13 protein-coding genes are annotated in these 13,631 nt (G+C 70.0%); 10 read left to right on the forward strand and 3 right to left on the reverse strand.

From position 1 onward, the window contains the following. Positions 1–43: 43 nt before the first annotated feature. On the reverse strand, positions 44–505 hold the full coding sequence (locus ABIC50_RS20725) for a Fur family transcriptional regulator (protein WP_011657790.1): 462 nt from the start codon (positions 503–505) through the stop codon (positions 44–46). A 329-nt stretch (positions 506–834) separates the two neighbouring features. On the opposite strand from ABIC50_RS20725, the gene ABIC50_RS20730 reads away from it, so the two are divergent. From ABIC50_RS20730 to ABIC50_RS20765, 8 genes are all read left to right on the forward strand, one after another. Continuing rightward, positions 835–1,611: an L-iditol 2-dehydrogenase gene (locus tag ABIC50_RS20730; protein WP_175656372.1), complete on the forward strand. Its 777-nt coding sequence runs from the start codon at positions 835–837 to the stop codon at positions 1,609–1,611. A 72-nt stretch (positions 1,612–1,683) separates the two neighbouring features. Next, a complete protein-coding gene (locus tag ABIC50_RS20735) occupies positions 1,684–2,640 on the forward strand; it encodes a sugar kinase (RefSeq protein ID WP_041491391.1) in 957 nt (318 codons plus the stop codon). Next, complete coding sequence (locus ABIC50_RS20740) at positions 2,628–3,986, forward strand: D-tagatose-bisphosphate aldolase, class II, non-catalytic subunit (RefSeq protein ID WP_354166594.1); 1,359 nt, start codon at positions 2,628–2,630, stop codon at positions 3,984–3,986. Before ABIC50_RS20735 ends, ABIC50_RS20740 begins: the two co-directional genes overlap by 13 nt. Before the next feature lie 111 nt (positions 3,987–4,097). After that, the gene (locus ABIC50_RS20745) at positions 4,098–5,423 is read left to right on the forward strand and encodes an ABC transporter substrate-binding protein (RefSeq protein ID WP_166726421.1); all 1,326 of its coding nucleotides are present in this window, start codon (positions 4,098–4,100) and stop codon (positions 5,421–5,423) included. A 102-nt stretch (positions 5,424–5,525) separates the two neighbouring features. Beyond that, on the forward strand, positions 5,526–6,473 hold the full coding sequence (locus ABIC50_RS20750) for a carbohydrate ABC transporter permease (protein ID WP_006759345.1): 948 nt from the start codon (positions 5,526–5,528) through the stop codon (positions 6,471–6,473). After that, complete coding sequence (locus ABIC50_RS20755; RefSeq protein WP_011657785.1) at positions 6,470–7,321, forward strand: carbohydrate ABC transporter permease; 852 nt, start codon at positions 6,470–6,472, stop codon at positions 7,319–7,321. The genes ABIC50_RS20750 and ABIC50_RS20755 overlap by 4 nt, the downstream gene beginning before the upstream one ends. Then, complete coding sequence (locus ABIC50_RS20760; protein ID WP_175736600.1) at positions 7,318–8,046, forward strand: HAD family hydrolase; 729 nt, start codon at positions 7,318–7,320, stop codon at positions 8,044–8,046. The genes ABIC50_RS20755 and ABIC50_RS20760 overlap by 4 nt, the downstream gene beginning before the upstream one ends. Before the next feature lie 74 nt (positions 8,047–8,120). Then, entirely contained in the window at positions 8,121–9,230 is a 1,110-nt protein-coding gene (locus tag ABIC50_RS20765) for an ABC transporter ATP-binding protein (RefSeq protein ID WP_175669946.1), read from the forward strand. A 13-nt stretch (positions 9,231–9,243) separates the two neighbouring features. Here the strand turns inward: ABIC50_RS20765 and ABIC50_RS20770 are convergent, their stop codons facing one another. Further along, on the reverse strand, positions 9,244–10,128 hold the full coding sequence (locus tag ABIC50_RS20770; RefSeq protein ID WP_175660331.1) for a LysR family transcriptional regulator: 885 nt from the start codon (positions 10,126–10,128) through the stop codon (positions 9,244–9,246). 113 nt (positions 10,129–10,241) lie between these two features. On the opposite strand from ABIC50_RS20770, the gene ABIC50_RS20775 reads away from it, so the two are divergent. Both ABIC50_RS20775 and ABIC50_RS20780 read left to right on the forward strand, forming a co-directional pair. Continuing rightward, complete coding sequence (locus tag ABIC50_RS20775; protein ID WP_354166596.1) at positions 10,242–11,438, forward strand: serine hydrolase domain-containing protein; 1,197 nt, start codon at positions 10,242–10,244, stop codon at positions 11,436–11,438. After that, the gene (locus ABIC50_RS20780) at positions 11,435–12,661 is read left to right on the forward strand and encodes an MFS transporter (RefSeq protein WP_354166598.1); all 1,227 of its coding nucleotides are present in this window, start codon (positions 11,435–11,437) and stop codon (positions 12,659–12,661) included. The genes ABIC50_RS20775 and ABIC50_RS20780 overlap by 4 nt, the downstream gene beginning before the upstream one ends. A gap of 13 nt (positions 12,662–12,674) precedes the next feature. On the opposite strand, the gene ABIC50_RS20785 is transcribed toward ABIC50_RS20780, so the two are convergent. Continuing rightward, positions 12,675–13,631 (reverse strand): sugar-binding transcriptional regulator, encoded by a 957-nt coding sequence (locus tag ABIC50_RS20785; protein WP_269015981.1) that lies wholly within the window; start codon positions 13,629–13,631, stop codon positions 12,675–12,677.

Consider the following 13,631-nt stretch of genomic DNA (forward strand, 5'->3'; position numbering starts at 1 on the left):
TCGTTGGAAGGGGGGGCGGCGCCGAGCGCCGCGCGGGGCGGCGTCAGCGGTGCGCGGGCTTGCCCTTGCAGTGCCCGCACAGGCCGTTCAGCTCGACGACCTGGTGATGGACTTCGAACCCGTGCGCGGGCGCGCTCGCGGACAGCTGCTTCGCGAGGTCGCTGCCCGGGATCTCGACGGTCTCGCCGCACGAATCGCAGATCAGGAACTGGCCTTCGTGCGGCACGCCGATCTCGCAGCACGCGAAGAACGCGTTCTTCGATTCGATCCGGTGGATGAAGCCGTGCTCGACGAGGAAATCCAGCGCGCGATAGACGGTCGTGGGCGGCACGCGGCCGCGCTGCGGCTCGAGCTCGGCGAGCAGGTCGTACGCGCCGATCGGCCGCTGCGCGGCCAGCACGCGTTCGTAGACCTGGCGGCGCAGCGGCGTCCACGCGAGCCCGTGCTCGGCGGCGAATGCGTCGGCCCGGGACAGCCGGGCGTCGATGGGCGATGAGGTGGCCATGGCGTGAAGCAGGCATGAAAAACGAAGTATGGCGATGATATAACGTATCTTCCTCCCGTGCAGCCCGAATTCCGTCCCGCGCATCCGCTCCGTCCCCTTCATCACTGTTTCAGCCGCGCCGCACCCGGTGCGCCGCGCCTTGCCGGACGCGGGTAACAAGCCGGTGCGGCGGTGCGCCTTGCCGCAGCGCATCATCGAAAGCCGCCGCGTCGCCTTGACAGCGCGAATCCCGTATCCGATCATTCGATCACTAACAGAGCAATTGATCGGTCGGCGAGCGTTCGCTCACCTCGTGACCTTCGAGCAGCAGAACGAACCGGAGACAACCAGTGAGACTGGAACAGAAGGTCGCGATCCTGACGGGCGCGGCAAGCGGCATCGGCGAGGCGGTCGCGCAACGCTATCTGGACGAAGGCGCGCGCTGCGTGCTGGTCGATGTGAAGCCGGCGAGCGGCTCGCTCGCACGATTGATCGAGGCGAGCCCCGGCCGCGCGGTGGCCGTCACCGCGGACGTCACGCGCCGCGACGACATCGAGCGGATCGTCGCCACCGCGGTCGAGCGCTTCGGCGGCGTCGACATCCTGTTCAACAACGCGGCGCTGTTCGACATGCGCCCGCTCCTCGACGAATCCTGGGACGTGTTCGACCGGCTGTTCTCGGTCAACGTGAAAGGGCTGTTCTTCCTGATGCAGGCCGTGGCGCAGCGGATGGTCGAGCAGGGCCGCGGCGGCAAGATCGTCAACATGTCGTCGCAGGCGGGGCGTCGCGGCGAGGCGCTCGTTTCGCACTACTGCGCGACCAAGGCCGCGGTGATCAGCTACACGCAGTCGGCCGCGCTCGCGCTCGCGCCGCACCGGATCAACGTGAACGGCATCGCGCCGGGCGTGGTCGACACGCCGATGTGGGAGCAGGTCGATGCGCTGTTCGCGCGCTACGAGCATCGTCCGCCCGGCGAGAAGAAGCGGCTCGTCGGCGAGGCCGTGCCGCTCGGCCGGATGGGCGTGCCGGGCGACCTGACGGGCGCCGCGCTGTTCCTCGCGTCGGCCGACGCCGACTACATCACCGCCCAGACGCTGAACGTCGACGGCGGCAACTGGATGAGCTGACGTGGCGATGCTCGCACGCGCAACTCCGGCAGGGTCGCTAAACGCGGCCGCCGCCGCACGAGGGCCCGCATGATGGCGGAGATCGTGGTCGCCGGCGAACTGCTGGCCGAATTCGTCGCCGCCGAGCGCGGCCAGGGTTTCGACACGCCGGGCCTGTTCGCGGGCCCGTTTCCGAGCGGCGCGCCGGCGATCTTCGCCGACCAGGCCGCGCGGCTCGGTGCGCGCGTCGCGTATGCGGGCTGCGTCGGCCGCGATGCGTTCGGCGACGCGATCGTCGCGCGGCTCGAGCGCGACGGCGTCGACGTCGCGCGCATCCGCCGCGTCGCCCGCCCGACCGGCACCGCGTTCGTCGCGTATCGCGACGACGGCTCGCGCAGCTTCGTCTTCAGCCTGTCCACCAGCGCGGCCGCGTGCGTCGACGCATCCGACGTCGACACCGCGATATTCGACGGCTGCCGCTACTTCCACGTGATGGGCTCGTCGCTGACGAGCGAATCGGCGATCGCGGCGGTGCAGCGCGGCGTGATCGAAGCGGCGCGCGTCGGCGCGAAGGTGTCGTTCGACCCGAACGTTCGGCCGGAGATGCTGAGCTTCCGGCCGATGCGCGCGGCACTCGACGCGATGCTCGCCGCGTGTCACCTGTTCCTGCCGAGCGAGGCCGACCTGCCGTTCTTCTGCGGGCCGCAGCCGGCCGAGCGTGCGATCGCCGGGCTGCTCGCGACGCATCCGCTGCTCGAGCGCGTCGTGCTCAAGCGCGGCGCGGCCGGCAGCACCGCATTCGATCGTGCGAGCCGCATCGACGCGCCGGCCTGGCCGGTCGACGAACTCGATCCGACCGGCGCCGGCGACTGCTTCGGCGGCACGCTGGTCGCGAGCCTCGTCGCGGGCCTGCCGATCGACGTCGCGCTGCGCCGCGCGAATGCGGCCGGTGCGATCGCCGTCACGCGGCGCGGTCCGATGGAGGGCAACAGCAGCGCGGCCGAGATCGATGGCTTCCTGACCGAACGAGGTGTCGCATGTCCGGCCTGACCTCCACCGCCGAACGCCCGCGCCACGCGCACGCCGACGCCGTGCTGCGGATGATCTTCGACGCGAATCGCGCGGATGCGCAGCGCGGCATCTATTCGATCTGCAGCGCGCACCGGCTCGTGCTGGAGGCCGCGTGCGAAGCCGCGCGCGCGGACGGCTCGCTGCTCCTGATCGAGGCGACCTGCAACCAGGTGAATCATCTCGGCGGCTACACGGGCATGACACCCGCCGATTTCCGGCGCGACGTCGATGCGATCGCGCAGCGCTGCGGGCTCGCGCCATCGGCGCTCGTGCTCGGCGGCGATCACCTCGGCCCGAACCCGTGGCGGCACCGCCGCGCGGCCGACGCGATGCGCGAAGCGACTGCGATGGTCGCCGCGTATGTCGAAGCCGGGTTCGAGAAGATCCACCTCGATGCGAGCATGGCGTGCGCGGACGATCCGCCGCGACTCGACGACCGGACGATCGCCGCGCGCGCGGCCGAGCTGTGCCGCGCGGCCGAAGACGCAGCGGCGCGCGCCGGCGTCGCGCCCGTCTACGTGATCGGCACCGAAGTGCCGACGCCGGGCGGCGAAGTGGCCGGCGATGCGGATGGCGATGGCGATGCGATCGCGCGAATCGCGGTCACGCGCAGCGACAGCATCGCCGCGACACTCGATGCGCACCGCGGCGCATTCGTGGCGGCCGGGCTCGACGATGCGTGGAACCGCGTGGTCGCGATCGTCGCGCAGCCGGGCGTCGACTTCGACGATCGCCACGTGCTCGACTACGACAGCGCGAAAGCCGCGTCGCTCGGCGCGAGCATCCTGCGCACGCCGCGCCTCGTGTTCGAAGCGCATTCGACCGACTACCAGACCGAAGACGCGCTCGCCGCGCTCGTTCGCGACCACTTCGCGGTGCTGAAGGTCGGCCCCGCGCTGACCTTCGCGCTGCGCGAGGCGCTGTTCGCGCTCACCTTCATCGAGGACGCGCTGATCGGCGACGTCGCGCAGCGCTCGCGCCTGCGCGACGTGGTCGACGCCGCGATGCGCGCGCAGCCCGAGCACTGGGCGCCGTACTACCGCGGCGACGAAACCGAGCAGCGACTCGCGCGCCAGTTCAGCTACAGCGACCGGATCCGCTACTACTGGCTGCAGCCGGCCGTCGCGGCGGCGGTCGAGCAGCTGTTCGACAACCTCGCGCGGCAGCCGGTGCCGGAGACGCTCGTCGCGCAGTGGCTGCCGGACGTGTATGCGGCGTGCCGCGCGGGCGGCCTCGCGAAGGAACCGCGCGCGTGGGTGCGCCACCGGATCCGCGAGGTGATCGCGCACTATGCGCGCGCTTGCGGCATGCAGCGGCCGGCGTGACGGGCGAGAAGGGAACGCAGCAACGCGACACACGCAATACGTAATCAGTAATACGCACGCAACACAATACGCAACACCGACGACAGTTCGAACAATCACAGGAGACATGCCATGCAACGAAAGATGCTCGATGCCGCCGCACGCTGCTTCGCCGGAGCCGCGCTCGCGACGGCCGCGTGCGCGGCGTCCGCCGGCACGCTGACGATCGCGACGCTGAACAACCCGGACATGATCGAGTTGAAGAAGCTGTCGCCGGCGTTCGAGAAGGCGAACCCCGACATCAAGCTGAACTGGGTGATCCTCGAGGAGAACGTGCTGCGCCAGCGCGCGACCACCGACATCACGACCGGCAGCGGCCAGTTCGACGTGATGGCGATCGGCACCTACGAGACGCCGCAGTGGGGCAAGCGCGGCTGGCTCGCGCCGATGACGGGGCTGCCCGCCGACTACGACCTGAACGATATCGTGAAGACCGCGCGCGACAGCCTGTCGTACAACGGCCAGCTGTATGCGCTGCCGTTCTACGTCGAGAGCTCGATGACGTTCTACCGCAAGGACCTGTTCGCGGCGAAGGGGCTCAAGATGCCCGACCAGCCGACCTACGACCAGATCGCCGAGTTCGCGGACAAGCTCACCGACAAGGCGAAGGGCACCTACGGGATCTGCCTGCGCGGCAAGGCCGGGTGGGGCGAGAACATGGCGTACGTGTCGACGGTCGTGAACACGTTCGGCGGGCGCTGGTTCGACGAGAACTGGAACGCGCAACTGACGTCGCCGGAATGGAAGAAGGCGATCGGCTTCTACGTGAACCTGCTGAAGAAGGACGGGCCGCCGGGAGCCAGCTCGAACGGCTTCAACGAGAACCTGACGCTGACCGCATCGGGCAAGTGCGCGATGTGGATCGACGCGACGGTCGCGGCCGGGATGCTCTATAACAAACAGCAGTCGCAGGTCGCCGACAAGATCGGTTTCGCCGCCGCGCCTGTGGCCGCCACGCCGAAGGGCTCGCACTGGCTGTGGGCGTGGGCGCTGGCCGTGCCGAAGACGTCGAAGCAGCAGGACGCCGCGCGCAAGTTCATCGCGTGGGCGACGTCCAGGCAGTACATCGAGATGGCCGGCAAGGACGAAGGCTGGGCGTCGGTGCCGCCGGGCACCCGCACGTCGACCTACCAGCGTCCCGAGTACAAGGCCGCCGCGCCGTTCTCGGATTTCGTGCTGAAGGCGATCGAGACGGCCGATCCGAACGATCCGTCGCTGAAGAAGGTGCCGTACACGGGCGTGCAGTACGTCGGGATTCCTGAATTCCAGTCGTTCGGCACGGTGGTCGGCCAGGCGATCGCGGGGGCGGTTGCCGGCCAGACGACGGTCGACCAGGCGCTCGCCGCCGGGCAGGCCGCCGCCGACCGCGCGGTCCGGCAGGCCGGCTACAAGAAGTAACGCGGCCCGCACCGTGCGCGCCGCCGCGCACGGTGCACGTGGCCGAAGCAATAACGCGGGCCGGCCGTTCGCGCCCGCGCCTCAACCGGAGGGACTCCGATCATGCGTCATTTGCGTCTTCCCCTGAGCCACGCGCCGTCGGTCGGCGATGCGTCGTCGCCGCCCGGCGCGCCGCGCCGCGCGCGCGGCGGCCCGAGCTGGCTCGTGTCGCCGTCCGTCGCCGTGCTGCTGCTGTGGATGTCGATTCCGCTCGCGATGACGATCTGGTATTCGTTCTCGCGCTACAACCTGCTGAACCCGGACGTGAAAGGCTTCGCCGGGCTCGACAACTACCGCTTCCTCGCGACCGATCCGTCGTTCCTGCCCGCAATCTGGCACACGCTCGTGCTGATCGGCGCGGTGCTCGCGATCACGGTGGTCGGCGGCGTGCTGATGGCCGTGCTGTTCGACCGCAAGTTCTACGGGCAGGGCATCGCGCGGCTGCTCGCGATCGCGCCGTTCTTCGTGATGCCGACGGTCGCCGCGCTGATCTGGAAGAACATGATCCTGCATCCGGTGTACGGGCTCGTCGCGAACGCGATGCGCGCGCTCGGGATGACGCCGGTCGACTGGTTCGCCGATTACCCGCTCACCGCCGTGATCATGATCGTCGCGTGGCAGTGGCTACCGTTCGCGTTCCTGATCCTGTTCACCGCGATCCAGTCGCTCGACCAGGAGCAGAAGGAAGCCGCCCGCATCGACGGCGCGGGCCCGATCGCGATGTTCTTCTACATCACGCTGCCGCACCTGAAGCGCGCGATCGCCGTGGTCGTGATGATGGAGACGATCTTCCTGCTGTCGATCTTCGCGGAGATCTACACGACGACGGGCGGCGGCCCAGGCAATGCGACGACCAACCTGTCGTACCTGATCTACGCGCTCGGCCTGCAGCAGTTCGACGTCGGCCTCGCGTCCGCGGGCGGGATCATCGCCGTCGTGGTCGCGAACGTCGTGTCGTTCTTCCTGGTGCGGATGCTCGCGCGCAACCTGAAAGGGGAGTACGAGAAATGAGCGACCTGACTCTGGAAGGCCGGCGCGCGCCGGCCGCATTCGACCTCGTGCGGCGCGCGCTGCCCGGCGCGCTGGCGTGGCTGATCGCGCTGCTGCTGTTCTTCCCGATCTTCTGGATGGCGATCACCGCGTTCAAGACCGAGCAGCAGGCCTACGCGTCGACGCTGTTCTTCGTGCCGACGTTCGACAGCTTCCGCGAGGTGTTCGCGCGCAGCAACTACTTCGGCTTCGCATGGAACTCGGTGCTGATCTCGGCGGGCGTCACGGCGATCTCGCTGCTGCTCGCGGTGCCGGCGGCCTACGCGATGGCGTTCTTCCCGAACCGCCGCACGCAGAAGGTGCTGCTGTGGATGCTGTCGACCAAGATGATGCCGTCGGTCGGCGTGCTCGTGCCGATCTACCTGCTGTGGAAGAACGCGGGGCTGCTCGATACCGTGTCGGGCCTCGTGATCGTGTACACGCTGATCAACCTGCCGATCGCGGTATGGATGACCTTCACGTACTTCAACGAGATTCCGAAGGACATTCTCGAAGCGGGGCGCATCGACGGCGCGTCGACGTGGCAGGAGATCGTCTACCTGCTGATGCCGATGGCGCTGCCGGGCCTCGCGTCCACCGCGCTGCTGCTCGTGATCCTGTCGTGGAACGAGGCGTTCTGGAGCATCAACCTGTCGAGCTCGAACGCCGCGCCGCTCACCGTGTTCATCGCGTCGTACTCGAGCCCCGAGGGCTTGTTCTGGGCGAAGCTGTCCGCGGCGTCCCTGCTCGCGGTCGCGCCGATCCTGATCGTCGGCTGGCTGTCGCAGAAGCAGCTCGTGCGCGGGCTCACGTTCGGGGCGGTCAAATGACGGCGGCCGGCGAAGGTGCGGCCGGCAAAGGCGTGGTCGGCCACGGGTTGAACGTGCTGATCTGCGATTGCGACGGCGTGCTGATCGACAGCGAGGCCGTCGCCGCCGACGTGATCGTGCGCGAGCTCGACGCGCGCTGGCCGGGCGTCGATGCGCGGCCGGCCGTGATGCCGCTGCTGGGGCTGCGCATCGAGCGCGTGCTGGCGGGCGCGAGCGAGGCCGTCGGGCGCACGCTGTCGGCCGACGACGTCGACGCGATCCGCCGCGCGGTCGAGGCGGCGGCCGTCAACGCGCCGGTGGTCGACGGGATCGAGGCGGCGCTCGCGGAGATCAGCCTGACGACAGCGTGCGCGAGCAACAGCTACCGCGCGTATGTCGAGACGGCGCTCGCGCGCACCGGCCTCGCGCGCTTCTTCGGCGACCGGCTGTTCTGCGCGGACGCCGTCGCACGGCCGAAGCCCGCACCCGACGTGTATCTCGCGGCCGCGCGCGCGCTCGGCGCGGTGCCCGCGCAATGCCTCGTCGTCGAGGACAGCGTGACGGGCATCACCGCGGCCGCCGCGGCCGGCATGACCGTGCTCGGCTTCGTCGGCGGCGGGCATGCGTCGGCCGCGCAGATCGACGCGCTGCGCGGGATCGGCGCGCGTCACGTATTCGACGACATGCACGAGCTGCCCGGCTACGTCGCGCGCTGGCAGGCGACGGGCGCGGTGCTGCCGGGTTAGCGCAACAGACCCTCACCACGAACGATTGCGCGCCGCGTCGAACGCGGCGCATCACGAACGAACGGAGACAGACCATGGCAAGCGTGCTCCTGCGCAACATCGCGAAGCGCTACGACGACACCGAAGTGCTGCGCAACGTGAACCTCGACATCGCCGACGGCGAATTCGTCGTGTTCGTCGGCCCGAGCGGGTGCGGCAAATCCACGCTGATGCGGATGATCGCCGGGCTCGAGGACATCTCGAGCGGCGAGCTGCTGATCGACGGCGCGAAGGTCAACGACGTGCCGAGCGCGAAGCGCGGCATCGCGATGGTGTTCCAGTCGTATGCGCTGTATCCGCACATGACGCTGTACGACAACATGGCGTTCGGCCTGAAGCTCGCCGGCGCGAAGAAGCCCGAGATCGACCAGGCGGTGAAGCAGGCCGCGAAGATCCTGCACATCGATCACCTGCTGGAGCGCAAGCCGAAGCAACTGTCGGGCGGCCAGCGGCAGCGCGTCGCGATCGGCCGCGCGATCACGCGCAAGCCGAAGGTGTTCCTGTTCGACGAGCCGTTGTCGAACCTCGATGCGGCGCTGCGCGTGAAGATGCGGCTGGAATTCGCGCGGCTGCACGACGAGCTGAAGACGACGATGATCTACGTGACGCACGACCAGGTCGAGGCGATGACGCTCGCCGACAAGATCGTCGTGCTGTCCGGCGGCGCGGTGCAGCAGGTCGGCACGCCCAACACGCTGTATCACGCGCCGGCGAACCAGTTCGTCGCGGGTTTCATCGGCTCGCCGAAGATGAACTTCCTGAAGGGCACGGCCGAGTCGGCCGATGCGACCGGCGTGCTGGTGCGCTTCGACAGCGGCGAGACGCAGCGCGTGGCGGTCGATGCGGCGGGGCTGCAGCCTGGCGCGGCCGTGACCGTCGGCGTGCGGCCCGAGCATTTACTGGTGGGCGCGGCGGGCACCGGTGTCGCCGCGCGGACGATGGCCGTCGAATCGCTCGGCGATGCCGCGTATCTGTATGCGGAGTCGGCGGTCGCGCCGGACGGGTTGATCGCGCGGATTCCGCCGCTCGACACGTACCGCACCGGCGAGGCGCTGCACGTGCATGCGCAGCCCGAGCATTGCCACCTGTTCGACGAGCAGGGTCAGGCGTTCCGGCGGCTGAGCGCGCACGCGAAGGCGGCGTAACGGCTTGCGCCGGTTACAGGCGCAGGTGCTCGGCCATGTGGTCGACGAATGCACGCAGCTTCGGCGTCGGATGGCGGCCTGATGGCCACAGCACGTAGAACGGCGTGCGGCTCACGATGTGTTCGGCGAGTACCGCACGCAGCGTGCCGTCGTCGAGCGCGTCGCGCACGAAGAATTCGGGCAGGCACGCGATGCCGAGCCCGCGCCGCGCGAAGCACAGACGCGTCTCCGCGCTGTTACTGACCATCGAGACCGGCACCGCCGGTGGCGTGCCCGAGCGCGACGCGCGCAGCGGCCAGATCTCGAGCTTGCCGCTGCTCGGGAAGCGGTAGTGCAGGCAGCGGTGCCGTGCGAGATCGGTCGGCGTGCGCGGCGTGCCGTGCCGTTCGAGATAGTCGGGCGACGCGACGAGGTGCTGGCGAAAATGGCCGAGCAGCCGCGACGACAGCCGCGAATCCGTCGGCTGGCCGGTGCGTAGCACCGCGTCGAAGCCTTCTTCGACGACGTCGACCAGGCGGTCGCTGAAATCGATGTCGAGTTCGATCTCCGGATACGCTGCCATGAAATCGGCGAGCAGCGGCAGCAGCAGCGTGCCGATCGTCGGCAGGCTCACGCGCAGGCGCCCGCGCGGCGCTTCGGCGCTGTGCGTCAGTTCCTGCTCGGCCGCGTCGATCTCGGCGATCACGCGCCGGCATCGCTCCAGGAAACGCGTGCCTTCCGCGGTCAGCGTGATGCTGCGCGTGCTGCGGTGAAACAGCCGCACGTTCAGCCGGGCCTCGAGCCGCGCGATGCGCTTGCCGATCGCGGACGCCGACAGCCCGAGCGCGCGGCCGGCCGCGACGAAACTGCGCGTTTCCGCGACCTGGACGAACACGACGAAGCCGCCAAGATTTTCCATGCAGGTTCCCGATTGCGGACATCGATGTCCGGAGTGTCCGGAACTCTAACCCGGTTTTTCTTCTTGCGCCGGCTCCCTACGATGGGCGTTCCTTCACTGTTCGAGGTCACGCCATGTCATCCCTGCCTGTCACCGCCCACCGCGCAGAACCGGACGCCGCGCTGCCCGAGCGCCTCGACGCGGTGCTCGATCGCACGCTGGCCGACGCGCGCGTGGTCGGCGCGGTCGTGCTGGTCGCCCGCGACGGCGAACTGCGCTATGCGCGCGCGGCCGGCCTCGCCGATCGCGAGGCCGGCACGCCGATGCGGGAGGACACGCTGTTCCGGCTCGCGTCGGTGTCGAAGCCAATCGTGACGGCCGCCGCGATGCGGCTGGTCGCGGCGGGACGCATCGAACTCGACGAGCCGATCGCGCACTGGTTGCCCGCGTTCCGGCCGACGCTGCGTGACGGCACGTCCACCGACATCACGTTGCGTCATCTGCTGTCGCATACGGCCGGGCTCGGCTACCGCTTCCTCGAAGCCGACGCCGACGGCCCGTATGCGCGTGCCGGCGTGTCCGACGGGATGGATCGCGCGGACCTGTCGCTCGCGGAGAACGTGCGGCGCATCGCCGGCGTGCCGCTGCGGTTCGCGCCCGGCACGTCGTGGGACTACTCGCTTGCGATCGACGTGGTCGGCGCGCTGATCGAGGCGGTCGACGGCCGGCCGCTCGGCGAGGCCGTGGCCGCACTCGTCACGACGCCGCTCGGGATGACGGACACCGCGTTCTTCTCGCACGACGCCGCACGCTTCGCGACGCCGTACGTCAGTACGCCGGTCGCGCCGCGCCGGATGGCCGACGACGATCTCGCGCCGGTGTACGACGGCACGGTCGGCATCCGCTTCGCACCGGCGCGCGCGTTCGACGCGGCCGCGTGGCCGTCGGGCGGCGCGGGGATGGTCGGCACCGCACGCGACTGCATGACGCTGCTCGATACGTTGCGCACCGGCCGCGACGGCTGGCTCGAACGCCGCTGGATCGACGAGATGTCCCGCGTGCAGCCGGGGGCGAACGACTTGCCGGACGCGCCGGGATTCGGCTTCGGACTCGGCTTTTCGGTGCTGCGCGATCCGGCGGCCGCGCAGTCGCCGGAGTCGGTCGGCACGTGGCGCTGGGGCGGTGCGTACGGGCATGCGTGGTTCGTCGACCGCGCGGCCGGGCTGACGGTCGTCGCGCTGACCAATACGTTGTACGAAGGGATGCACGGGCGTGTCGTCACCGACGTGCGCGATGCGGTGTACGGCGTCGACGACCGGGGCGCGGCATGAGTGAGTGCGTATCCGTCTCCGACCGGGTTGCGGACCGCGCGTCCGACCCGTCCGCGCCGGTGCGCGAACGCCTGCCGGTCGCGAACCTGCTGGCGCTCGCCACCGCCGGTTTCATCACGATCCTCACCGAGGCGCTGCCGGCCGGCCTGCTGCCGTTGATGAGCGTCGACCTGCGCGTGACCGAGGCGCTGATCGGCCAGCTCGTGACCGTCTATGCACTCGGCTCGATCGTCGCAGCGATTCCACTCGTCGCCGCGACGCGCGCGATGCGCCGGCGCCGGCTGCTGCTCGCGGCGCTGGCCGGGTTCGTCGTGTCGAATGCGTTGACGGCCGCGTCGCCGTACTACGCGCTCACGCTCGCCGCGCGCTTCGTCGCGGGCATGTCGGCCGGGCTGCTGTGGGCGCTGCTGGCCGGCTATGCGAGCCGGATGGTCGACGCATCGCTGCGCGGCCGGGCGATCGCGGTCGCGATGCTCGGCGCGCCGGTCGCGATGTCGATCGGCATTCCGGCCGGCACCGCGCTCGGCGCGATGTTCGGCTGGCGTATTGCGTTCGCGGGCATCACGGTTGCGGCGCTCGCGCTGATCGGCTGGATCCGGCTGCGCGTGCCCGACTATCCCGGGCAGCCGGCCGGCGCGCGCGAGCCCGTGCTCGGCGTATTCGCGCTGCCCGGCGTGCGGCCGGTGCTGGTCGTGATGTTCGCGTACGTGCTCGCGCACAACATGCTGTACACCTACGTCGCGCCGTTCCTCGCGGGCGTGCGGATGGGCGCGCAGGTCGATGCGGTGCTGTTCGTGTTCGGCGTCGCGTCGCTGGTCGGCATCGCGTTGACGGGCGCATGGATCGGCGCCGCGCAGCGGCGGCTGACGCTCGCGAGCATCGCGCTGTTCGCGCTTGCGGCGGCGATGCTCGGCGCCGGGTCCGGGATGGCGATCGTCTATGCAGGCGTCGCGCTGTGGGGGCTCGCGTTCGGCGGCGCGCCGACGCTGTTCCAGACGGCCACCGCGAACGCGGCGGGCGATGCGGCCGATGTCGCGCAGTCGATGCTCGTGACGGTGTGGAACCTCGCGATCGCGGGCGGCGGCATCGTGGGCGGGATGCTGCTCGGCGCGACGGGCGCGGGGGTGATTCCGTGGGTGCTCGTCGCGCTGCTGGCGGCGGCGTGGCTCGGCGCGTGGCGCGCGCGCCGGCACGCGTTTCCGGCGCCGCGCGCGGCCGCGTGAGCGTTCGGCGCCGTCAGGCCGCCTTCGCGTCGAGTGCCGCGCGCGCGCAGGTCTCGTCGGTGACGAGCCCCGACAGCCAGCCGCCGCGCAGCGCGGCGATCACCGCGTCGCGCTTCTTCGGGCCGCCCGCGAACGCGATCGTCGGACGTTTCGGCGGCGCGTCGAGCGCGACGCTCGTCACGCGCGCGCTCGTCGACACGTCGACCAGCCTGCCCCGCGCATCGATCGGCACGCCGAGCAGCTCGGCCACCGCGCCGAGCGCGGTCATCTCGTCGCGTTCCTGTTCGGTGATGAAGCCGTCCTCGTAGAGCGGGCAGTGCGGGCCGATGTTGCCGATCCCGACGAACGCGACGTCGGCCTGCGCCGACAGCGCATCGACGATCCGGTACAGACGGTGATTGCACCATTGCGCGCGCTCGGCGTCGCTGTCGGCGAACAGCGGCGCGGGCAGCAGGAAGTGCTTGCTGCCCGTCTTCTCGGAGATGTACTGCGCGACGTCGTAGCGGTTCGACGAGCCGTCGGCCGCGATCGCGCCGACCATCGACACGAGCCGGTGCTGCGGCCGCTCGATCTGCGCGATCTGCGCGACCGCCGCCTTCAGCGTGCGGCCGCTGCTGACCGCGATCACCATCGGCCGCGTTTCGTTCAGGTAGCGCTCCATCACCTGGGCGCCCGCGACCGCGAGCTTGCGGTCGATCGCTTCGGGCGCGTCGGCATCGACCGGCACGACTTCGCACATCGCGAGCCCGTAGCGTTTCGACAGTTGCGCGCCGAGGTCGAGACAGTCGGCGAGCTGGTGATCGACGCGCACGCGGATCAGGTTCTTCTCGACCGCGAACGCGACGAGGCGCTGCGCGACCGGGCGCGACACCTGCAGCTTCTCGGCGATTTCATTCTGCGTGTCGCCCGCGACGTAGTAGAGCCACGCGGCACGCGTGGCGAGATCGAGTTTTTCTGAGGACTTGGACAC

The sequence above is a fragment of the Burkholderia sp. 567 genome, from assembly GCF_040545115.1.
Taxonomy (GTDB): domain Bacteria; phylum Pseudomonadota; class Gammaproteobacteria; order Burkholderiales; family Burkholderiaceae; genus Burkholderia; species Burkholderia ambifaria.

Coding starts and splice junctions, on each gene's coding strand:
- ABIC50_RS20765 (WP_175669946.1), top strand. CDS start 8,121: ATGGCAAGCGTGCTCCTGCGCAACATCGCGAAGCGCTACGACGACACC.
- ABIC50_RS20755 (WP_011657785.1), top strand. CDS start 6,470: ATGAGCGACCTGACTCTGGAAGGCCGGCGCGCGCCGGCCGCATTCGAC.
- ABIC50_RS20740 (WP_354166594.1), top strand. CDS start 2,628: ATGTCCGGCCTGACCTCCACCGCCGAACGCCCGCGCCACGCGCACGCC.
- ABIC50_RS20745 (WP_166726421.1), top strand. CDS start 4,098: ATGCAACGAAAGATGCTCGATGCCGCCGCACGCTGCTTCGCCGGAGCC.
- ABIC50_RS20725 (WP_011657790.1), bottom strand. CDS start 505: ATGGCCACCTCATCGCCCATCGACGCCCGGCTGTCCCGGGCCGACGCA.
- ABIC50_RS20760 (WP_175736600.1), top strand. CDS start 7,318: ATGACGGCGGCCGGCGAAGGTGCGGCCGGCAAAGGCGTGGTCGGCCAC.
- ABIC50_RS20775 (WP_354166596.1), top strand. CDS start 10,242: ATGTCATCCCTGCCTGTCACCGCCCACCGCGCAGAACCGGACGCCGCG.
- ABIC50_RS20780 (WP_354166598.1), top strand. CDS start 11,435: ATGAGTGAGTGCGTATCCGTCTCCGACCGGGTTGCGGACCGCGCGTCC.
- ABIC50_RS20770 (WP_175660331.1), bottom strand. CDS start 10,128: ATGGAAAATCTTGGCGGCTTCGTCGTGTTCGTCCAGGTCGCGGAAACG.
- ABIC50_RS20750 (WP_006759345.1), top strand. CDS start 5,526: ATGCGTCATTTGCGTCTTCCCCTGAGCCACGCGCCGTCGGTCGGCGAT.
- ABIC50_RS20735 (WP_041491391.1), top strand. CDS start 1,684: ATGGCGGAGATCGTGGTCGCCGGCGAACTGCTGGCCGAATTCGTCGCC.